This is a genomic window from Mucilaginibacter terrenus (genome assembly GCF_003432065.1).
In the GTDB taxonomy this organism is placed as follows: Bacteria; Bacteroidota; Bacteroidia; order Sphingobacteriales; family Sphingobacteriaceae; genus Mucilaginibacter; species Mucilaginibacter terrenus.
On sequence record NZ_QWDE01000003.1, the window covers coordinates 295842 to 317886 of the forward strand.

Genomic DNA, 22045 nt, shown 5'->3' on the forward strand with positions numbered 1-22045 from the left:
TATGGTAACATTAAGCAAGTCATCGAGTAAACTCATCTACCTAGCTATAATCTTCGGGATGATAATGTTGGCAGGAATATTTATTATAACTAAGAACCGACCTAAGCACTTGGAAGACCCACGTGAAAAAGGCAGAACGGCAGATGCAGCTAGCATCCATGAAATTGCTTTACTTGATAATGCAAATACAAACGCGGTGTTTGTTTTCACCAAAGATTACCCGCAGTTTAATAACTTGAAAAATAAGGTTATACACATGAAGCCGCTTAACCTTGATCTGAGTCTAGATTTTGACAAGGCTGTTCATAAAGGCTTTATGGGGCCTATATACATACTGCTCCCATCCTACTATGTAGGTGTTCGCGCATCTGTAATTATGAAATGCTTCCCAGGCTATAAAGGTTTTAAACTAAAGGAGCTCAGCAACAACTACGTGCTTTATTATTCCAATCAGCCGCGGTAATTACTGGTTTATGGCCCGCCAGAGCAGGTCTTTTAACTCGTTGATGTTCTTTTGCGCCACAGAAGAAATAAACACGTAAGACATTCCTTCAGGTACGTCCCTCTTCATCTCTGTCTGCAACTCCTCATCCAGCATGTCCGATTTGGTTATGGCAAGCACGCGTGGCTTATGCATCAGTTCCGGGTTATACTCGTTTAATTCGTGCAACAGTATTTCGTACTCTTCCTTTATGGTTCTACCAGTGTCGGCCGGCACCATAAACAGTAAAACGGAATTTCGCTCTATATGACGAAGGAAACGTATACCCAGCCCTTTCCCTTGTGAGGCTCCCTCTATAATGCCTGGAATATCCGCCATCACAAATGACTTGTTACCGCGGTAAGATACAATGCCAAGATTTGGCACCAGCGTGGTAAAGGCATAGTCTGCAATCTCCGGCTTGGCTGCAGAGATAACCGAAAGCAATGTTGATTTACCTGCGTTTGGAAAACCAACCAAACCCACGTCAGCCAATATTTTTAACTCCAGTACGTTCCATTTTTCACGCCCGCTCTCGCCAGGTTGCGCAAATCTAGGAGTTTGCCGGGTAGCCGTTTTAAAGTGCCAGTTGCCCAAACCTCCTCTACCACCTTCGGTAAGTATTTTAGTCTCGCCGTCTTTTGTTATTTCAAACAGTACCTCCCCCGTTTCTGCATCGCGGGCTATGGTTCCTAAGGGCACTTCCAGTATCTCGTCACGACCAGTCTTACCTGTACTTAACGAACTACCTCCCGGATCGCCATCCCCCGCAATAACGTGCTTACGATATTTTAGGTGCAGCATAGTCCACAACTGGGCATTCCCTTTTACAATTACGTGCCCGCCGCGGCCACCGTCGCCACCATCGGGGCCACCTGTAGATGTAAATTTATCGCGGTGCAAGTGCGATGAGCCAGCGCCTCCGTGTCCGGAGCGGCAGCATATCTTCACATAATCAACAAAATTCGATCCTTGGGACATATTATTTAATTCAGTAAGCCCGAAAGTCAGTAAAGTCCGGAAGCAAGGAATAATGCTCCTTACTTTCGGACTTTACAAATTCTACTTACGTATGTTTTACTGTTCTGACCACGATGATATAATGGATACAATCTGGTCGAATATCTCGTCAATCGTACCTATACCATTAATGCTTTCGAACTTGCTTTGGTTTTTGTAAAAACCTGCCACCGGGGCAGTTTTATCATTGTATTCTTTAATGCGCTTGCGGATAACTTCCGGGTTAGCATCATCCGGCCGGCCTGAACTCTCACCTCGTAGCAGTAACCGGTGCTCTAATTCATCATCAGTCACTTCCAGCGCTATCATACCGGATATTGATGAATTCTTGGACTCCAATAAACTGTCAAGTGCCTCTGCCTGTGCTACCGTGCGGGGAAAACCGTCAAAAATAAACCCTTTGGCATCTTTATTTGCTTCAAGTTTATTGCTTATCATGCCAATAACCACAGCATCCGGTACTAACTTACCGTCATCCATCAGTTTCTTGGCTTCTAAACCCAATTCTGTTCCCTGGCTGATCTCGTTACGCAACAAGTCGCCTGTTGAGAGGTGAATTAGCCCGAATTTTTCGATAAGCTTTTGTGATTGTGTACCCTTCCCTGCTCCGGGGGGACCAAACAGTACTAAGTTGAGCATCCAGTAATGTGATTAAAAATTAAAAAAGCCTTTGGGAACAATACTCAGAGGCTTAATTTTTTTGGTCACTTAGCAGTATGTAAGACCTCTGCTGCGTGGGTTGAAAAAGTGCACTTGTAGGGATTCGAACCCCAAACCTTCTCATCCGTAGTGAGATGCTCTATCCAATTGAGCTACAAGTGCGATTTATATTAAAGCTTAATTTGCCACTTACCGGCAAATGCACCGTTTTTTAACGGACTGCAAAAATAGAATTCTTTTGCAAAGCCTCCAAACTTTTTTAAAATTACTTTACTTTTTCTGCAATCGCTGCAAAATCAGGTAAATCTCCGGCGTTCTCCAGCACTTCTGCATACACTACATTTTGCTCTTCATCTATAACAAACGCCGCCCGTTTAGACACTCCTTTCATTCCGAAAGCAAAAGTCTCGTACAATGCTCCGTAAGCAGCAGAGGCCTCTTTATTAAAATCTGACAACAGCGGGAACTGATAACCGTTCTCTTCTTTAAACTTAGCCAGGGTAAATGGTGAATCTACAGAGATACCTAAGATCTGCGCGTTCAATCCGTCATAGTAGCCAAAGCTATCACGCATGGTACAAAGCTGTGTGGTGCAAACACCGGTGAACGCGAGAGGAAAGAAATGAACAACAACTTTCTTGCCTTTAAAATCATTGAGAGAAACTTCTTTCAAATCTGATGAAGTAAGGGTAAACTGGGGAGCAGACTGGCCGGCTTGTACTGACATATGTGGTTTGTTTGAATTTGTAGACGCAAACTTATATAATTAAAATGGGTTATCTTAAGCGTTATGAAAGCCATTGTTATTACCCAGCCCGGCGGACCTGAAGTTTTACAATCTGCTGAAAGACCGGTGCCGATTTTTGCTGATGACGAGGTGCTGGTGCGGATTATGGCAGCAGGCATTAACCGGCCGGATGTATTTCAACGTAAAGGCAACTACCCGCCACCGCCAGGTGCATCAGCAGACATTCCGGGACTTGAGTTAGCTGGAGTTGTCGAAAAAGTTGGAATTGCGGTTACCCGATGGAAACCGGGAGATAAGATTTGCGCTTTGGTAGCAGGTGGGGCCTATGCTGAATACTGCACCGTACCTGCGGATCAGTGCCTGCCTGTTCCGGATGGATTATCTTACGAACAAGCTGCATCTCTGCCCGAAACATTTTTTACAGTTTGGAGCAACGTATTTGACCGGGGAAAACTGCAGCCGGGTGAAAGCCTGCTTGTACACGGAGGCAGTAGTGGCATAGGTGTAACGGCAATCCAGATGGCTAAAGCTCTTGGCAATTATGTTTACACTACTGCAGGAAGCGATGAAAAGTGCAGGTTTTGCGAGCAGCTTGCTGCAAATAAAGCCATCAACTACAATAACGAGAGCTTTGCAGAAGTTATAGCCACCCTTACAGATAATAAAGGCGTAGACGTAATACTGGATATGATTGGTGGTGACTACATGCCACTGAACATCCAATCGCTTGCAACGGACGGTAGGTTGGTAATGATTAACGCAATGAAAGGGAAAGATGTAAATATCGACCTATCGGTTGTAATGCGTAAGAGATTGTACATAACCGGATCAACGCTACGATCACGGGAAGTGACGTTTAAAGCAGCAATAGCCAGACAGCTGGAGGAAAAGATCTGGCCCTTGATTGCTAACGGACAAATAAAGCCGGTGATCTACAAAACTTTCTCGTTTAACGAAGCTGCTAAAGCTCACGAGTTAATGGAAAGTGGCGACCACATGGGAAAGATTGTTTTAACAATGGGTGGTTGACAGCTCTGAGTGCTGGACTAGGTCGATATTTTAAAAAGAAAAAGCGTTATTTATAAACATGTTTGCAGTAGGTATTGCTAGTTACCCACTGCAAACTGTAAGCGGCAAGCTAATTACGGGAACTTCACACCGTTGTAAGCAGAAACACTTGCAAGTGGTATGGTTGAGCCATATTGCTTGTTTATTGCCTTTATAAATTCGTTTGCCACAATAGCATAACCTCTTGGAGTAAGGTGCACGCCATCAAGCGAAAATATCCCACCACTGATGTAGTTAGAATTTACGTTTACCCCATCCACAATCATTCCGTTTGCTTTAAGATTATTAAGGAAGGTGTATGCGTCGAATACTGCTAATCCTTTTGCAGCAGCTGCTGCTTTTATAGTGGTGTTATAAGATGTGACGTAATCTTTAACAAGGGTAGCTTCGTTGGCATCTAATACATACTGGTTCTCTATAGGAGTAAATTGGGTTAAACCGTACGGCAGATTACCAAATGGAGTACTTACGGGCTGACCTATCTTTTTTGTATCAAAGGTGAGTACAACCAAATCTGCAGCTGTTGCAGGGCGTGCCTGGTACGAGGCGGCGGGCGGTGTAGCTGTCTGGCGCGCATTCACGTACAAAGTGGTTACGCTGGGGTTAGCCGCCTTTACAGCAGCTAAAATTGCATCAATAGTAACTGTGTTAAAATATGGAATAGAAGTAACATCGGGTATAGTAGCAACTGCCCCCTTTGCTCCCGATGCGGTTAGTTTTGCTATTGTTAAATTATACAAACCACTGAACTGGTCTTTATCTGTTAACGCATCGCTTGCGCCGCCGGCTGTCGCGTAACCTAAGGCATCATTATTACCCAACCAGTTTGTAAAAAAGGTAAACGGCTTGGCTGTTACAAAATCCAGGTACGTAGTGTTGTTAGTACCCGCGTTGCCCGGAAGCAGCCTTTCAAAGTATCCGTTCAGGTTGCCATAAGGCGCATAGGTAATCTGCTGCAGCTTAATGCCCGGTACACCATAGTTGTTAATTTCACCGGCATATTTGGTGTAAAGTATTACGTTACCGAAACCCGGAATAGTTGCCTGGCCTCTTACTGCCAAATTAGTATTAACCTGCGTGGTTATCGGCGTGCCGGTTGCAGTAAATCCGGAGAGCTTGAGGTATCCCGATCCATTAGACTGATCAGCGTTGAACAGCGGCTGTGTAAATTCCCCGCCACCCGCCTGCTGCATTTGCTTGGCAATAATGCTCGGGTACGAATTCATTTGCCCTTCCAGGTAAAGGCCGCCATCAGCAAAGCCTGCGGTTAACGAGTTACCAACGGCAATGTACCTTGTAAAATCAGCACTGCCTTTTGTTACGGGAGCAGTTTGTATTTCGGGCTTGCACGATGCTAACGCAAGCAAACCCGCGGATATATATAAGTATTGTTTTAACGATCTCATGTGATTAAATGATAGTTACCAGTGGTAAGTAAGTGATATACCAGGGATGTAAACATTGCTTTGGAACGTGCCCGAAAGCTGTGTCTCGATGTTGGTTTGCGTACGCTTGTACAAATGCTCATATTCGAACGAGAAATCCAGATCAAGCTGTTTGGTTAGCTTTGCGCCAACGCCGGCAGTAGCATACCACCTGTTTGCGTCAGGTACTTCTGGTGTTACGTAACCATCTCGTACCGCTGTGGAAGCGTAGCCTCCACCAAAGCGCAGCGCCACCTTTTCTATACCCTTGTATTCGGCACCGGCCCTTAATGCATAAGCATTCTTGTAGTTGCGTGGCGAGTAAGTATCCTGCAAGTTGGTTGTATTGGTGGCATAATCAAAAGCCAGGGCTTTGTACGAGCTCCAGCCTACAAGGTTGGCATCAAATGCTACCAGCCATTTTTTGCTAACCGGATAGCCTAATCCCAAAGAAAGTGTCGCGGGCAGCGGAATACCCGAAGAGAATGTATTTGGCTGTGGGAAACTGGTCTGTAAAGAAGATGGCACAGTAAATATTGCATCGCCTTTATCAATATTGGTCTTAACTTTAGAACGGTAGCTTACCCCAACGTTAACACCCGATTCTGTTTTGAAGAACACGCCGGCATTCCACCCGTAACCTTTACCGGTTCCGTTTAGTCGTGCCTGGCCGGGGTTGCCATTCGCGTCGGCAAGAGGTATAGCACGCTGCAGATCAACAGAAGCGTGGTTGTAAACAAAACCCGCGCCAATGCTCAGGAAATCTGCAAGCTTTACGCTTATAGTAGGCTGTATAAATATCGCTTTCAGGTCAAGGCTTTCCAGCGCGTACCTGCCTGTCCACTCGTGTCCCCAATCGGTTAACCCGCCAAAAGGAGTATATACACCAAGTCCAAGTTTCCATGCTGCAGATTTTGGTCCCCAAATGGCGTAAGCATTAAATGGCGTCGCTACCCTGTTTTTAACAGAGTATTGGGCGTTTGAACCTGTTGGATTAAAAGTTGATTTAAACCACAGCGGGCTAATGCCGGCCTGTACGGAGTTTGATGGAAGCATAGCCACCGCACCAGGGTTAAAGAATACCGAGGCTCCATCCTGCAACAAGCCAGTACCGGTGTGGCCCATGGCAATCTGTTTTTGGCCACCAAGGTTCACCTGGAAACCTTGCGCGAAAGCAGATACAGGGCTACACCACATTAACAGTAGTAATAGTTTTTTCATTAACTGTAAGTTTAAGTATCTAATTTTAAATTTATAATTGGGCACCAAACTTACTAAAAATGTTTTATAATATTCGTTGTGAAAAATCTTACCTTAAGTATGTAAATATTTGGTTATAAAACCTAACTTTGCGCCTCTGAAATAGTACCGTTTTGTAAGGAAGGTATCTGTTTCATTTAAAATTCTTTAAATACCAGGTAATATATGCCAAACATTGGAAAAATATCAAGGATCATTGGTCCGGTAGTTGACGTAAGTTTTGCTGATGACGCACATCTTCCTAAGATTTATGATGCGTTAGAGATCACTAAGGACAACGGACAAAAAATTGTTTTAGAAGTACAGCAACACTTAGGTGAAGACCGTGTGCGTGCTATAGCAATGGACTCTACCGACGGCTTATTGCGCGGTATGAAAGTTTTAGATACCGAAGCGGCTATCAAAATGCCAATCGGTGATAACATCAAAGGCCGCGTGTTTAACGTAGTTGGTGATGCGATCGACGGTATCCCTGATCTTGATAAGACCAATGGTCGCCCTATCCACGCAACTCCTCCACGTTTCGAAGATCTTTCTACCGAGACAGAGGTATTGTTTACAGGTATTAAAGTTATTGACCTTTTAGAGCCTTACGCTAAAGGTGGTAAAATTGGATTGTTTGGTGGTGCCGGTGTAGGTAAAACCGTATTGATCCAGGAGCTTATCAACAACATCGCGAAAGCTTATGCAGGTTTATCAGTATTTGCCGGTGTAGGTGAGCGTACCCGTGAAGGTAACGACTTACTTCGTGAGATGCTTGAATCAGGCATTATTAAATATGGCGACGCTTTCATGCATTCAATGGAAGAAGGCGGCTGGGACCTTTCAAAAATAGACCAGGAACAATTAAAAGAATCTAAAGCAACCTTCGTTTTCGGCCAGATGAATGAGCCGCCGGGTGCACGTGCACGTGTGGCATTATCAGGTTTGACCATTGCTGAGTACTTCCGCGATGGTGATGAAGAAGGCAAAGGCCGCGATATATTATTCTTTATCGACAATATTTTCCGCTTTACCCAGGCAGGTTCAGAAGTATCAGCACTTCTTGGCCGTATGCCATCAGCGGTAGGTTACCAGCCAACACTGGCAACTGAAATGGGTACCATGCAGGAACGTATCACGTCAACAAAACGTGGTTCAATTACATCTGTACAGGCCGTTTACGTACCTGCGGATGACTTGACCGACCCTGCACCGGCAACAACTTTTGCCCACTTAGATGCTACTACGGTACTTTCACGTAAAATTGCCGAGCTTGGTATATACCCTGCGGTTGACCCTCTGGATTCAACCTCACGTATCCTGAGCGCACAGGTACTTGGCGATGAGCATTACAATACTGCTCAACGTGTTAAAGAAACCCTTCAACGTTACAAAGAACTTCAGGATATCATCGCCATCTTAGGTATGGACGAGCTTTCCGAAGAAGATAAGTTGGTTGTATCCCGCGCCCGTCGTGTACAGCGTTTCTTGTCACAACCGTTCCACGTTGCCGAGCAGTTCACCGGTTTAAAAGGCGTATTGGTTGACATTAAAGAGACCATCAAAGGTTTCAATATGATCATGGATGGTGAAGTTGACGAGTATCCTGAAGCAGCCTTCAACCTTGTAGGCAGCATTGAGGACGCGATTGAAAAAGGCAAGAAACTGTTAGCTGAAGCTAATAACTAGTAGAATCAAGAAATAAGAATCAAGAATTAAGATAGCGGGCGGTTGTCCAAACTCTTAGGTCTTGATTCTTGAATCTGACCAGATATGACATTAGAAATTCTTACTCCTGATAAAAAAGTATTCGAAGGCGAAGCAGCTTCCGTTGTGTTGCCGGGTGCTTTAGGTTCATTCGAAATATTAGATAACCACGCTCCTATCATTTCAACTTTAAATGATGGCAAGCTAACTATCAGAACCAAGACAAAGCAAGAGGATATCTTTTTTATAAAAGGTGGTGTAGTAGAAGCTGTAAACAACAAAGTAACTGTGCTTGCTGAGGGTATCACCCACAAGTAAGAGACAGACGCTTAGATATTGAAACGCCTGGGCATATGCCCGGGCGTTTTTGTTTGTAAAACTATCTAGTACTACTTGATATGTTAAACAACATTTCAACAGGGAACTTAAGCCCGCCTGGAAATTGTGGACAGTCTTTTATATCTCCTGTTGCTTTAAGGTTTCTTACTACGCTTATATTTACAGGCCATCCGGTATTTGAATTTATTACGATTTTCTTTTTAATGGTTCCACCTACATCAATCATTCGCATCATCAAGCCATTTGAACTCCGGTAATCCGGTGAGGGTCCTGCTCTTAAAGTACCCTCACCAGTAATTACACATACATTATTATTGACTGCTGATAAAAAGTATTTTGTATCCATTGTCGCCCGGACGCTCGATTCTAAATTCTGGTTAACTGTCCAGGAGTAATTTAAATCTACAGCATCCTTAGGTACTAATGTAAAAGCGTCAAAATACGTGTTCCTTATAACACGTTTATCAAACAAGCTACGTACAGCTGTTAGTAGTTGCAGTTTTTTCTGATCACTCAAATTAGAAACACTATCAAAGGATGAATTAAATAGTTTATCAGCATCTTCCACTGCCATCAAACTGCCATATCGACTAACTACAATGTGAAAAACCTTGTGCTTCATTAATGACGCTAGTTCTGTAAGTGTTCCGCTCATGTCTGGCATTTCGTTTAAAATCAAACCGTCTATATTTATCTTAACGGATAGTCGTTCGAACTGAACCTCCAACCGGTAGGCGGTATCTAGTACATCAGTTACTTTGTGAGATGAAAGCGAAGATATTTGCACCCCTGCCATTGTTTTTTTTCCCGGAAAATACTGGTTTGTTGTCATTGCAACATTTGTGTTAAGATAATAAACACTATCTTTTTTCAGTCGCAGAGTAAGTCGAGCTTGCTGTCCGTTTACGCAAACGGCAGTAAATAGTAATACAAAGGTTAGGTATATCTTCATTATTATAATAAGCTTGTCTAAGATGGGATTTTCTTTTAACGTCTGAAATCAGCTAAACACCCTAATGCGAATTTTTTTCTGAAACGCGAAAAATTTTTCTCAACCGGCTCCATTTCACGCAGAATTTTGGCATGTTGCTATGCATGCATAAAAATTATACCGAATACCGTTTTAAACTTTGGTATAAGGTGTAAAATATTTAATTTTGTTAAATACCGATTTAAAAGAATTATAAACTAAATAAATATATTATAAAAAACTTAATTCTTATTTCACTTTTTTGTTTTAGCGTATTGCTATTCGAAATGGCTATACCTACCTTACAAATACACAATTGAACCTTAATATTTAACAAGTTTATCAGTTTACGCAGATCGTAACTATACAAAAAATGAGTTCATCATCAGATACCTCGTCGGCTGTAGAATTAAATAAGTACAGCAAAACTTTTACACAAGACCCTACCCAACCGGCCGCTCAGGCCATGCTTTACGGCATCGGCTTAACGGACGATGATATGAAGAAAGCACAGGTAGGTGTAGTGAGCATGGGATACGATGGTAACACCTGCAACATGCACCTTAATGATCTTGCCCAGTTGGTAAAACAAGGGGTATGGGATGAAGATCTTGTGGGTCTAATTTTCCATACCATTGGCGTAAGCGATGGCATGAGCAATGGCACGGAAGGTATGCGTTACTCGCTGGTGAGCCGCGATATTATTGCAGACTCGATAGAAGCGGTTGTGGGCGCACAATATTATGACGGACTGATAGCTCTCCCCGGCTGTGATAAGAACATGCCCGGGTCGGTAATGGCAATGGGCCGATTAAACCGCCCATCTATAATGGTGTATGGCGGTACTATTAAGCCGGGCCATTGGAAAGGTGAAGACCTTAACATTGTATCAGCCTTTGAAGCGCTGGGTAAAAAAATAGCCGGACAGATTGATGACATCGATTTTATGGGTGTTATTAAAAATGCTTGCCCCAGCGCCGGTGCTTGCGGTGGTGTTTACACTGCAAATACTATGGCGGCGGCTATTGAAGCATTGGGTATGAGCTTGCCTTACTCCTCTTCAAACCCTGCATTAAGTGAAGCAAAAAAAGCCGAGTGCCTGGCAGCAGGTAAGGCTATAAAGATATTGCTGGAGCGCGACATCAAGCCGTCGGACATCATGACGCGTGACGCGTTTGAAAACGCTATGGTGATAATTATGGTACTGGGCGGATCTACAAACGCCGTGCTGCACCTTATTGCTATGGCTAAAAGCATAGGCGTAAAACTTACCCAGGACGATTTTCAGGAAGTAAGTAACCGCATACCGTTGTTGGCTGACATGAAGCCAAGCGGCAAATATATGATGGAAGACCTGCACAATGTAGGTGGTGTTCCGGCCGTGATGAAGTACTGCCTGCAACAGGGTTGGCTGCATGGAGATTGCCTTACCGTAACCGGTAAAACCATTGCAGAGAACCTTGCAGAAGTACCAGAACTGGACTTCGAAACACAAAAAATCATATTGCCTGTAGAGAAGCCGATTAAAGCTACAGGCCACTTGCAAATATTATATGGCAACATTGCCGAAGGTGGTAGCGTAGCCAAGATCACCGGTAAAGAAGGTGAGCGCTTTGAAGGCCCTGCCCGCGTGTTTGACGGCGAGTTTGAACTGATTGCCGGGATACAGAGCGGTCGCGTTAAACAAGGCGACGTTGTAGTAATCCGCAATGTTGGGCCTAAAGGTGCCCCTGGTATGCCCGAAATGCTAAAGCCAACTTCGGCCATATTCGGTGCAGGCCTGGGTAGTTCGGTAGCATTGATCACTGATGGACGCTTTAGCGGTGGTACACACGGCTTTGTGGTTGGCCACATCACACCGGAAGCTTACGACGGCGGTGCTATAGCACTTGTAAAAGACGAGGACCGCATCCTGATAGATGCTGTTAACCGCACCATCAATTTGATGATAAGCGACGAAGAAATGGCGTCCCGTAAGGCAGCATGGCAGCAACCACCGCTTAAGGTAAGCAAAGGTTTGCTATACCGGTATGCCAAAACCGTTACTAACGCGGCAGAAGGTTGTGTAACCGACGAATAAACACTGCCTTACTTAATAAAACAGACAAAACACCCAAATACAATTATACCGGTGAAATACAGTAGCCATAATTATTAATCCAATGGAAGTAGCACAGCAAGAGATAGGTGCAGTTGCAGTTCAGCCAGCAACGGTACCGGTAACACAAGTATCAGGTTCAGTAGCTTTACTGGAAGCACTGATTGTGGAAGGCGTGGATACTATTTTTGGCTATCCAGGTGGCGCTATTATGCCTATTTACGACGCGTTGTATGACTATAAGGAAAAACTTAACCACATACTGGTACGCCATGAACAGGGCGGCATACATGCAGGCCAAGGTTATGCGCGTACTTCCGGCAAAGTGGGTGTGGTATTTGCAACCAGCGGCCCGGGTGCAACCAACCTGGTTACCGGCCTTGCAGATGCGCAGATAGATAGCACACCGCTGGTATGTATTACCGGGCAGGTATTTGCACACCTGTTAGGTACCGATGCTTTCCAGGAGACAGATGTAATTAATATAACCACACCGGTAACTAAATGGAATTACCAGGTTACAGATGCTAACGAGATTCCTGAAGTTATTGCTAAAGCCTTCTACATCGCTAAAAGCGGACGTCCGGGGCCTGTGCTTATCGACATAACTAAGAACGCTCAGATTCAGAAATTCGACTACCAGGGTTACACGCCTTGCAAGCATATACGCAGCTACAGGCCAAAACCTATCGTTAGGTCTCAATACATCCAGCAGGCAGCAGAGCTTATTAACCAGGCTAAAAAGCCATTTGTTCTATGGGGTCAGGGCGTGATATTGGGCAGTGCGGAACAGGAGTTTAAAACATTCATAGAAAAGAGCGGCATCCCTGCTGCATGGACAATACTAGGCGCGGGTGCTATCCCTACAGATCATGAACTTAATGTAGGCATGCTGGGCATGCACGGCAATTACGGTCCTAATGTGCTTACTAACGAGTGCGATGTACTTATTGCGATAGGCATGCGTTTTGACGACCGCGTAACCGGCCGGCTGGACAAGTATGCTAAGCAGGCTAAGGTGATTCATTTGGATATAGATCCGGCGGAGATTGACAAAAATGTAGTAAGCACCGTACCTGTATGGGGCGACTGCAAAGAAACCTTACCGTTGTTAACCCAACTGGTAGAAGCTAAACAGCATACCGAATGGGTAAATAAATTCAAAGAGTTTGCTGATAAAGAAATTGAAGCCGTAATATTTGACGAGTTAAACCCCGGCGATGGCGAAATGACCATGGGCGAGGTAATTAAGCACCTTAATGATCTCACCGGTGGTGAGGCTATTATCGTAAGCGACGTTGGCCAGCACCAGATGGTGGCCTGCCGTTACGCCAGGCTCAACAACACCCGCAGTAATGTGACCAGCGGTGGCTTAGGCACGATGGGCTTTGCCCTTCCTGCTGCTATTGGTGCCAAGTTTGGCGCACAGGACCGCGATGTGGTCGCCATTATAGGCGATGGCGGTTTCCAGATGACCTTACAGGAACTGGGCACCATCATGCAAAGCGGCATCAACGTAAAAATTATCATTCTCAATAACCGCTTCCTGGGCATGGTGCGCCAGTGGCAGGAACTTTTCAACGAGCGTCGCTATTCGTTCGTGGATATCCAAAGCCCCGACTTTGTTACCGTTGCTAAGGGGTATGGCATTGCAGGCAAATCAATAGATGACCGTGCAAACCTTTCTTCATCGTTGAAAGAAATGCTGGAGCATAACGGCTCGTACCTGCTGGAAGTTATGGTACGAAAAGAAAACAACGTGTTCCCGATGGTACCACAGGGATGCAGTGTAGCAGAAATAAGGTTAAAGTAATACCCTGACGGGAATAAAACTTAAAAATGGAAACATTAGAGAACCAAAAGCAGGAGTTTAATATCACGGTTTATACCGAGAACCAAATAGGTTTGCTTAGCCGCATTGCAATTATATTTACTCGCCGCAAGATTAATATTGATAGCCTTAATACCTCACCATCAGAGATAGAAAGTATCCACCGCTTTAACATTGTAATAAACGAAAGCGAAGAGGTAGTACGTAAGCTTACCCGCCAGATAGAAAAACAGGTAGAGGTACTTAAAGTGTATTACCACACCAATGATGACGTGGTTTGGCAGGAGCTGGCGCTCTACAAAATGTCTACAGATGTTATTGCTGAAAAAATCAGCGTAGAGCGTTTACTGCGCGAGAATGGTGCACGTGCTGTGGTTATCCGTAAAGACTATACCGTATTTGAGGCAACGGGTCATCGCGAAGAAACAGATAACCTGATCAAGATCCTGCAGCCTTATGGTCTTATAGAATTTGTACGCAGCGCACGTGTAGCTATCATTAAACAAAGCGACGGTTTTAACCGCAAACTTCGCGAATTTGAAAGGCTTGAACCAGGCGAGGATGTAGTAGAGAACGAATACCTTAACCAGGGACAGAAGGTCTTTACCATGTAATCGTAGTAAATAAATAAACGTTATAAATCACAATAAATTAGTGAAATCACCTTAACGGGTGTAATCAAAAACAAAAACAATGGCAAAATTAAATTTCGGCGGTACCGAAGAAAATGTAGTTACCCGCGACGAGTTCCCTTTATCAAAAGCGCAGGAAGTATTGAAGGACGAAGTAGTAGCCGTTATTGGCTATGGCGTTCAGGGTCCGGGCCAGGCGCTTAATCAAAAAGACAACGGCATTAACGTAATTGTTGGCCAGCGTAAAAATTCAAAAACCTGGGATAAAGCTGTAAGTGACGGCTTTGTACCGGGCGAAACCCTTTTTGAAATTGAAGAAGCCCTTGAAAAAGGTACCATCATCTGCTACCTGTTAAGCGATGCCGCTCAAATTGAACTTTGGCCAACTGTTAAAAAGCACCTTACCCCTGGTAAAGCGCTTTATTTCTCACATGGTTTTGGTATTACCTTTAACGAGCAGACCGGCATAGTCCCTCCTGCTGATGTGGATGTGTTCCTGGTTGCCCCTAAAGGTTCAGGCACTTCATTGCGCCGTATGTTCCTGCAGGGCCGTGGCTTAAATTCAAGCTACGCTATTTTCCAGGATGCTACAGGCAAAGCACAGGAGCGCGTTATTGCCTTGGGTATTGCTGTAGGCAGCGGTTACCTGTTCGAAACCGATTTCAAAAAAGAAGTATTCAGTGACCTTACCGGCGAGCGTGGTACTTTAATGGGCTGTATCCAGGGTATTTTTGCTGCACAGTACGAAGTATTGCGCACCAACGGGCACTCTCCTTCAGAGGCATTTAACGAAACCGTTGAAGAACTTACACAGTCGCTTATGCCATTGGTTGCCGAGAACGGTATGGACTGGATGTACGCCAACTGCTCTACCACTGCACAGCGTGGTGCGCTGGACTGGTGGAAGAAATTCCGTGATGCTACCAAACCAGTGTTTGAAGACCTTTACAAGAGCGTAGCTACGGGTGTTGAGTCACAAAAATCTATCGACTCTAACAGCAAGTCTGACTACCGCGAAAAATTAAACGAAGAATTACGCGAACTACGCGAAAGCGAAATGTGGCAGGCAGGCAAAACTGTACGCAGTTTACGCCCTGAGAACCAGGCTGTAGAAGCGTAATAAATAGTAGCAGTGGTAGTTTCAGGTAGCAGTTATTAAGTGCTGCTGCAACCGCCACTGCTACTTTCATAATTTGTAAGAACATGGCAAAAACATTATTCGATAAAATTTGGGATGCGCACGTCGTCAGCAGCGCTGAGGGCTTTCCCGACGTTTTATACATCGACACTCATTTCATTCATGAGGTAACCAGCCCGCAGGCATTTGACGGCTTGCGCCAGCGGGGCTTACCGGTTTTCAGGCCGAAACAAACCGTTGCCACGGCCGACCACAACGTCCCTACCTGGGACCAACACCTCCCAATTAAAGAAGAACTTTCGCGCTACCAGGTTGATATGCTCACCAAAAACTGTAAAGAGTTTGGCATCGAGCTATATGGCCTTGGGCACCCTTACCAGGGTATAGTGCACGTTATAGGCCCCGAACTGGGCATAACCCGCCCGGGCGGTACTTATGTTTGCGGCGACAGCCATACCTCAACACATGGCGCTTTTGGCGCTATTGCTTTTGGTATCGGCACATCGCAGGTAGAACAGGTGCTGGCTACGCAGTGCTTACTGCAGTCGCGCCCTAAGCGCATGAAAATAGAAGTTAACGGCCAACTGCAAAAAGGCGTTGGCGCTAAAGATATCATCCTGTACATCATTGCGCAGATCTCTGCCGCGGGTGGGACAGGTTACGCGGTTGAATACGCCGGCGATACCATACGCTCCCTGAGCATGGAAGGCCGCATGACCATCTGCAACATGAGCATTGAAATGGGTGCACGCTGCGGCTTGATCGCTCCGGACGAAACCACCGTTAACTATGTTAAAGGCCGCGAATTTGCGCCGAAAGGTGAAGATTGGGACAAAGCCGTTGCTTACTGGCAAACACTTTACTCCGACGCAGATGCGGAGTTTGACAGTGTATTAAGCTTTAATGCTGAAGATATTGAACCCATGATCACCTATGGTACCAATCCGGGTATGGGCATCGGCGTAACACAGCATGTGCCCGAAACAACATCGTTCGAAGCTAAAGAACAGGGCTCTTACAAAAAAGCGCTGGACTATATGGGCTTGCATGATGATGAGCAACTGCTTGGACACCCGATTGATTATGTATTTATCGGCAGCTGTACCAACTCCCGTATTGAAGATTTACGCGAAGTAGCCAAGTTTGTTAAAGGCAAACAAAAGGCCGACAATGTTACGGTTTGGGTAGTACCCGGCTCTAAACAAGTTCAGCAGCAGGCGATAGCTGAAGGCCTGGATAAAGTTTTCGAGTCCGCGGGTTTCCCGTTGCGCGAACCGGGCTGCAGTGCTTGCCTGGGCATGAACGAGGATAAGATACCCGCAGGCAAATATTGCATCTCAACATCAAACAGAAACTTTGAAGGCCGTCAGGGCCCTAATAGCCGTACCTTCCTGGCAAGTCCGCTTACCGCGGCTGCCAGCGCCATTACGGGCGTGGTTACGGATATCAGGGAGATGTTGTCTGAAGAGGAATTAGTCTGAACTAATCACGCGTCATTGGTCTGAACTCGAATTAAAAGAATTACTTGAATTAGCAGAATGGAAACGGGAAGACGGACACCTGAAGACTTTAAGGATTGCACCAGCAAGATAATTGGCTGTGCAATGCGTGTTCATTCTGCTTTAGGTAACGGTTTTCAGGAAGTAATCTATCAAAGAGCGCTTGAAATAGAAATGGCACGAGAAGGTCTTGTTTTTGAGAGAGAAATGGAGATGCCTATCTATTATCGGGGTGAGCAGATAGGGACGCGCCGGGTAGATTTCTTTGTAGATGGCGAAGTGATGGTTGAACTTAAAGCGTTATTGATGCTGGAAAATGTTCATTTGGCGCAAGGGATTAATTACCTGGAAGCATACGGTATACAAACGGGCTTGTTAATTAACTTTGGAGCTACCAGCCTACAGTTCAAACGACTACTAAATAATAAACTGGCAAGAGCTTAAATAACGAGATCAAGAATTCTGGTAATTCTTCAATTCAATAAAATTCGAGTTCCAGACAAAAAATAAATTCAGATGGCAACCAAAATATTTAAACATATACAAACCGGCGCGGTACCGCTGCCTATCGAGAACATCGATACCGACCAGATTATCCCTGCACGGTTTTTAAAAGCCACTACCCGCGAAGGTTTTGGCAACAACCTGTTTCGCGACTGGCGTTTTGATAACGACGGCAACCCAAAACAGGACTTTGTTCTTAACGATCCTACCTATAGCGGGAAAGTACTTGTTGCAGGAAAAAACTTTGGCTGCGGCAGCAGCCGCGAGCACGCTGCATGGGCATTGGCCGACTATGGCTTTGATGCCGTAGTGAGCAGCTTTTTTGCCGACATATTTAAAGGCAATGCCCTTAACAACGGCTTGCTGCCTGTACAGGTAAGCGATGAGTTCCTGAAAAAGCTCTTCGATGCCATCTATCTTGATCCGCATGCAGAGATTGAGGTGAACCTGGTAGATCAGTTTATTAAAATAGTAGCCACCGGCGATCAGGAAAGCTTTGAGGTAAACCCTTACAAAAAAGCCTGCATGACCAACGGCTACGATGATATAGATTATATTCTGAGCAAGAAAGAACTAATAGAACAATTCGAAAACCCCCTAACCCCCTAAAGGGGGAACAGAAGGGTTTTAACACTAAAAAGTACACAATCAAAAGCTCCCCCTTTAGGGGGCTGGGGGGTTAAATGAACTTTCAAAAACACATACAACGCGAAGGCAAGGGAACCGCTAAGTTATTTGATGAGCGGAGCCTTACGGCCGACTATGCTACCCTGCCGCCACTATTGCAGCAGGGCTGGCGCGTGTTGGATGTGGGCTGTGGTACCGGCGCTATCTCCAAAGACATTGCCGCTAAAGTGGCGCATGTTACAGGGATAGACAATACGGAATACTTTATACAAAGCGGAAAAGAAACTTACGCGGATGTAGATAATCTTGAGCTAATACACGCCGACCTGTTTAGCTATGAGCCGGAAGAAAAATTTGACCTGATTGTAGCTGCCCGGGTACTGCAATGGTTAAGCGACCCGCAAGCCGCCGTGGTAAAGTTGAAGAGTATGTTAAAGCCGGGAGGCATCCTGTCGGTTTTAGATTATAATCATGAGTCGCTGGAGTGGCAACCGCTGCCGCCCGCCAGCATGCTCAAGTTTTATGCAACCTTTTTGAGATGGCGCGGTGATGCCGGCATGAACAATCACATTGCTATGGACCTGCCCTGGTACTTTGAAGAAGCCGGGCTATCATCCATAGAGCTTTTAGATGCGCCTGAGTTTTATCAAAGGGGCTACGCCAACTTCGAGAAAAAAATAGGTATATGGTCGTCTGTAGCGCAGATGACGCAAATGGTAGACGAAGGTTACATCAGCAATGAGGACCGGCTGCAGGCAATAGAAGAATACAACAACTGGATACAAACAGGCGCGCAATTGATGATCATGAAATTGGCTGAAGTGCGCGGAGTTAACAAATAAAAATTTCCCCTTTAGGGGATTAAGGGGTTTATGACAAAACACATTTTAGTAATACCGGGCGACGGCATTGGGCCGGAAGTAACCACCTGGGGAAAAGCCGTACTGGAGAAAATAGGCCAAAGCTACGGCCATGAATTTACGTTCGATGAGGCGTTGATGGGTCATGCTGGTATAGAAGCGACCGGTAGTCCGCTGCCAGACGAAACCCTGGAAAAAGCGAAAGCCAGCGATGCTATACTATTTGGCGCAATCGGGCATATCAAATATGATAATGATCCGTCTGCAAAGGTTCGCCCGGAGCAGGGATTATTAAAAATACGTAAGGAGCTTGGGCTATATGCCAACCTGCGCCCGATCATGCTTTTTGATGAACTGCTGGATGCATCCAGCTTAAAGCCAGAGATACTGAAGGGAACGGATATTCTTTTCTTTAGGGAACTTACAGGCGACGTTTACTTCGGTGAAAAAAAACGCAGCGAAGACCGGAACACAGCTTCGGACCTGATGATCTATCATCGTTATGAGGTAGAGCGCATTGCTACCAAAGCTTTTGAGGCAGCAAGGGTTCGCGGTAAAAGGTTATGCTCGGTAGACAAAGCTAACGTGCTGGAAGCTTCCCGCCTATGGCGCGAGGTAGTGCAGGAATTAGCAAAACAATACCCTGACGTAGAGACCGAGCACATGTTTATTGATAACGCAGCCATGCAATTGGTTAAGAACCCTAAAAAGTTCGACGTGGTGCTTACCGCCAACCTTTTTGGCGATATCCTTACTGATGAAGCATCGCAAATTGCAGGTTCAATGGGTATGCTGGCGTCGGCATCTATAGGTGATGGTACCGGTTTCTTTGAACCTATTCACGGTTCGGCACATGATATCGCCGGGCAGGACAAAGCAAATCCGCTGGCCTCCATCCTATCCGTAGCATTAATGCTCGAGATAAGTTTTGGGCTAAAGGACGAAGCTAAGGCCATCACCACTGCAATTGACAAGGTACTTAAAGAAGGTTTCCGCACCGGCGACATTGCTGATGCAAATACTGATAAAAGCAAAATATTGGGTACAACGGCCATGGGCCAAAAAGTTTTGGAATACTTATAGCCCCCCGACCCCCTGAAGGGGGAGTTGGAGTGTGGTAATTTAATATAAAAAACAAATTCCCCCTTCAGGGGGGCAGGGGGTTGGAGCTATTATGAAATGGAACGCCGAATTATATGATCAGAAGCACGCGTTTGTTTACCAATTTGGTGAGAACGTGCTGGAGTTGCTGGCCGCACAACCGGGCGAACGTGTACTGGACCTTGGTTGCGGTACCGGTTATCTTACCGACCAGATACGTATACAAGGTGCCAACGTGATTGGTGCAGACGCATCGCCTGAGATGATAAAAAAAGCTAAGGAAACTTATCCTGAAGTTGATTTTGTAGTTGCGGACGGCACCAATTTTCATTTCGATGAAAAGTTTGACGCCGTATTTTCCAACGCTACGCTGCACTGGATAAAAAAAGCCGATGCTGCCATTAAATGCGTTTACGACTCACTTAAACCTGGCGGCCGCTTTGTGGCAGAAATGGGCGGCAAAGGTAATGTACAGCACCTGATAGCAGCAACCCGCCAGGTACTGCGTAAGCATGGTTACCATAAACAAGCCGAAACCGAAATTTGGTATTTTCCATCTCTTGCCGATTATACATCGAGGCTGGAAGCACAGGGGTTCAGGGTAACTTATGCATCGCACTTTGATCGTAAAACACCTTTGCAGGACGGCGACCAGGGTGTGGCTAAATGGATAAGCATGTTTGCGCCGTTATACCTCGTTGGCGTTCCAAAAGAAGAAAAGCAACAGCTACTGGAAGAGGTTACCGCATTGCTGGAGCCTATTTACAATGAGAACGGGCAATGGTATGCCGATTATGTGAGATTAAGGTTTATTGCTGTTAAACAATAAGATTAAAGATTACCGGGTGACAAGATCATCCTCAAAAATAAAATGAATTAGCGGGCGATGTTAATCCACCGCTCAAGCCCCACAACTAAAAAAGAGAGTTATGTTACACGATCCCAACCGCGTTTACGTTTTTGACACCACCCTTCGTGATGGCGAGCAGGTACCGGGTTGCCAGCTGACAACCCCAGAGAAGATAGAGATAGCCCGCGAACTGGAAAGGCTGGGCGTGGATATAATTGAAGCCGGTTTCCCGGTATCGAGCCCCGGGGATTTCCAAAGTGTTGTGGAAATATCCAAAGCGGTATCTGAGCCGACCGTGTGCGCGCTTACCCGTGCCAACAAAGGTGATATAGATGCGGCGATTGAAGCACTTAAGTATGCAAAACGCCCGCGTATACATACCGGCATAGGCTCGTCTGATCAGCACATTAAACACAAATTTAACAGCACACGCGAAGAGATACTGGAGCGCGCCGTAGAGGCGGTAAAGTACGCAAAGAAATCGGTAGAGGATATCGAGTTCTATGCTGAGGATGCCGGCCGTGCTGATATAGTTTTCCTGGCGCAGATGGTAGAAGCTGTAATTGGCGCGGGTGCTACCGTAGTAAACATCCCGGATACAAACGGATATTGCCTGCCCGATCAATACGGCAGCAAAATAAAGTTCCTTAAAGAGAACGTAAGCAATATTGATAAAGCCATTATATCGGTGCATTGCCATAACGACCTTGGCCTGGCTACCGCAAACTCTGTTGCAGGGCTGCAAAATGGCGCCCGCCAGATAGAAGGCACTATAAACGGCATTGGCGAGCGTGCCGGTAACACTTCTATAGAAGAGGTGGTAATGATCCTGAAAACGCACCAGGCGCTTGGTTTATATACCAACATCAACAGCAAAAACTTTTACGAGATGAGCCGCATGATTAGCACGCAGATGCGCATGCCGGTACAGCCTAACAAAGCCATAGTGGGCAGCAATGCTTTTGCGCATAGCTCGGGCATTCACCAGGACGGCTTTCTTAAGAACAGGGAAAATTACGAGATTATCCGCCCCGAAGATGTTGGTTTCCCAAGCGCCAGCATCGTGTTAACCGCGCGCAGCGGCCGCCATGCGCTAAAGTTCCATTTAGAACGCCTTGGGCATACGCTTGACAAGGATGAACTATATGAAGTTTACCAGCGCTTTTTAACCCTGGCAGACAACAAGCTGGACATAAACGATAACGACTTGCAGGAACTGGTAGCCTACAAGTTGGTAAAGAACTAA

At 45.5% G+C, this 22045-nt stretch carries 21 protein-coding genes and 1 tRNA gene; 15 read left to right on the top strand and 7 right to left on the bottom strand.

Annotated elements, in window-relative coordinates:
- Nucleotide 1: 1 nt before the first annotated feature.
- A complete protein-coding gene (locus DYU05_RS16690; protein ID WP_117384276.1) occupies nucleotides 2-463 on the top strand; it encodes a hypothetical protein in 462 nt (153 codons plus the stop codon).
- On the opposite strand, the gene obgE is transcribed toward DYU05_RS16690, so the two are convergent.
- The 4 genes from obgE to DYU05_RS16710 all read right to left on the bottom strand — a co-directional run bounded on the left by obgE (nucleotide 464) and on the right by DYU05_RS16710 (nucleotide 2888).
- Nucleotides 464-1462 (bottom strand): GTPase ObgE, encoded by a 999-nt coding sequence (obgE, locus tag DYU05_RS16695; RefSeq protein WP_117384277.1) that lies wholly within the window; start codon nucleotides 1460-1462, stop codon nucleotides 464-466.
- 96 nt (nucleotides 1463-1558) lie between these two features.
- A complete protein-coding gene (locus DYU05_RS16700; protein ID WP_117384278.1) occupies nucleotides 1559-2140 on the bottom strand; it encodes an adenylate kinase in 582 nt (193 codons plus the stop codon).
- A gap of 109 nt (nucleotides 2141-2249) precedes the next feature.
- Nucleotides 2250-2323 (bottom strand) — tRNA-Arg (locus DYU05_RS16705).
- A 103-nt stretch (nucleotides 2324-2426) separates the two neighbouring features.
- A complete protein-coding gene (locus DYU05_RS16710) occupies nucleotides 2427-2888 on the bottom strand; it encodes a redoxin domain-containing protein (protein ID WP_117384279.1) in 462 nt (153 codons plus the stop codon).
- Between the two features lie 63 nt (nucleotides 2889-2951).
- On the opposite strand from DYU05_RS16710, the gene DYU05_RS16715 reads away from it, so the two are divergent.
- Nucleotides 2952-3938 (top strand): NAD(P)H-quinone oxidoreductase, encoded by a 987-nt coding sequence (locus DYU05_RS16715; RefSeq protein WP_117384280.1) that lies wholly within the window; start codon nucleotides 2952-2954, stop codon nucleotides 3936-3938.
- 113 nt (nucleotides 3939-4051) lie between these two features.
- Here DYU05_RS16715 and DYU05_RS16720 read toward each other — a convergent pair whose 3' ends face one another.
- Nucleotides 4052-5383 (bottom strand): SGNH/GDSL hydrolase family protein, encoded by a 1332-nt coding sequence (locus tag DYU05_RS16720; RefSeq protein ID WP_117384281.1) that lies wholly within the window; start codon nucleotides 5381-5383, stop codon nucleotides 4052-4054.
- Nucleotides 5384-5398: 15 nt separating this feature from the next.
- A complete protein-coding gene (locus tag DYU05_RS16725; RefSeq protein WP_117384282.1) occupies nucleotides 5399-6622 on the bottom strand; it encodes an OmpP1/FadL family transporter in 1224 nt (407 codons plus the stop codon).
- Between the two features lie 204 nt (nucleotides 6623-6826).
- Here DYU05_RS16725 and atpD point away from each other — a divergent pair, with 204 nt between their 5' ends.
- Nucleotides 6827-8332, top strand: coding sequence for a F0F1 ATP synthase subunit beta (gene atpD / locus DYU05_RS16730; RefSeq protein WP_117384283.1), 1506 nt, complete (start codon nucleotides 6827-6829; stop codon nucleotides 8330-8332).
- An 84-nt stretch (nucleotides 8333-8416) separates the two neighbouring features.
- Nucleotides 8417-8668, top strand: coding sequence for an ATP synthase F1 subunit epsilon (gene atpC, locus DYU05_RS16735; RefSeq protein ID WP_117384284.1), 252 nt, complete (start codon nucleotides 8417-8419; stop codon nucleotides 8666-8668).
- A gap of 61 nt (nucleotides 8669-8729) precedes the next feature.
- Here atpC and DYU05_RS16740 read toward each other — a convergent pair whose 3' ends face one another.
- Complete coding sequence (locus tag DYU05_RS16740) at nucleotides 8730-9641, bottom strand: DUF6263 family protein (RefSeq protein WP_117384285.1); 912 nt, start codon at nucleotides 9639-9641, stop codon at nucleotides 8730-8732.
- Nucleotides 9642-10032: 391 nt separating this feature from the next.
- On the opposite strand from DYU05_RS16740, the gene ilvD reads away from it, so the two are divergent.
- The 11 genes from ilvD to DYU05_RS16795 all read left to right on the top strand — a co-directional run bounded on the left by ilvD (nucleotide 10033) and on the right by DYU05_RS16795 (nucleotide 22045).
- Complete coding sequence (ilvD, locus tag DYU05_RS16745) at nucleotides 10033-11739, top strand: dihydroxy-acid dehydratase (RefSeq protein ID WP_117384286.1); 1707 nt, start codon at nucleotides 10033-10035, stop codon at nucleotides 11737-11739.
- Between the two features lie 82 nt (nucleotides 11740-11821).
- Entirely contained in the window at nucleotides 11822-13570 is a 1749-nt protein-coding gene (gene ilvB / locus DYU05_RS16750; protein WP_117384287.1) for a biosynthetic-type acetolactate synthase large subunit, read from the top strand.
- A gap of 26 nt (nucleotides 13571-13596) precedes the next feature.
- Nucleotides 13597-14202, top strand: a complete 606-nt coding sequence (ilvN, locus tag DYU05_RS16755; protein ID WP_117384288.1) for an acetolactate synthase small subunit — start codon at nucleotides 13597-13599, stop codon at nucleotides 14200-14202.
- A 79-nt stretch (nucleotides 14203-14281) separates the two neighbouring features.
- Nucleotides 14282-15340 (top strand): ketol-acid reductoisomerase, encoded by a 1059-nt coding sequence (gene ilvC, locus DYU05_RS16760; RefSeq protein ID WP_117384289.1) that lies wholly within the window; start codon nucleotides 14282-14284, stop codon nucleotides 15338-15340.
- 83 nt (nucleotides 15341-15423) lie between these two features.
- Nucleotides 15424-16839: a 3-isopropylmalate dehydratase large subunit gene (leuC, locus tag DYU05_RS16765; RefSeq protein WP_117384290.1), complete on the top strand. Its 1416-nt coding sequence runs from the start codon at nucleotides 15424-15426 to the stop codon at nucleotides 16837-16839.
- Between the two features lie 57 nt (nucleotides 16840-16896).
- Nucleotides 16897-17301, top strand: a complete 405-nt coding sequence (locus tag DYU05_RS16770) for a GxxExxY protein (protein WP_117384291.1) — start codon at nucleotides 16897-16899, stop codon at nucleotides 17299-17301.
- A 72-nt stretch (nucleotides 17302-17373) separates the two neighbouring features.
- On the top strand, nucleotides 17374-17970 hold the full coding sequence (gene leuD / locus DYU05_RS16775) for a 3-isopropylmalate dehydratase small subunit (RefSeq protein WP_117384292.1): 597 nt from the start codon (nucleotides 17374-17376) through the stop codon (nucleotides 17968-17970).
- A gap of 74 nt (nucleotides 17971-18044) precedes the next feature.
- Nucleotides 18045-18830: a class I SAM-dependent methyltransferase gene (locus DYU05_RS16780; protein WP_117384293.1), complete on the top strand. Its 786-nt coding sequence runs from the start codon at nucleotides 18045-18047 to the stop codon at nucleotides 18828-18830.
- Between the two features lie 30 nt (nucleotides 18831-18860).
- Nucleotides 18861-19931 (top strand): 3-isopropylmalate dehydrogenase, encoded by a 1071-nt coding sequence (gene leuB / locus DYU05_RS16785; RefSeq protein ID WP_117384294.1) that lies wholly within the window; start codon nucleotides 18861-18863, stop codon nucleotides 19929-19931.
- 91 nt (nucleotides 19932-20022) lie between these two features.
- Nucleotides 20023-20778 carry a class I SAM-dependent methyltransferase gene (locus tag DYU05_RS16790; RefSeq protein WP_117384295.1) on the top strand — a complete coding sequence of 252 codons (756 nt, stop codon included), beginning with the start codon at nucleotides 20023-20025 and terminating at the stop codon, nucleotides 20776-20778.
- Between the two features lie 100 nt (nucleotides 20779-20878).
- Complete coding sequence (locus tag DYU05_RS16795; RefSeq protein WP_117384296.1) at nucleotides 20879-22045, top strand: 2-isopropylmalate synthase; 1167 nt, start codon at nucleotides 20879-20881, stop codon at nucleotides 22043-22045.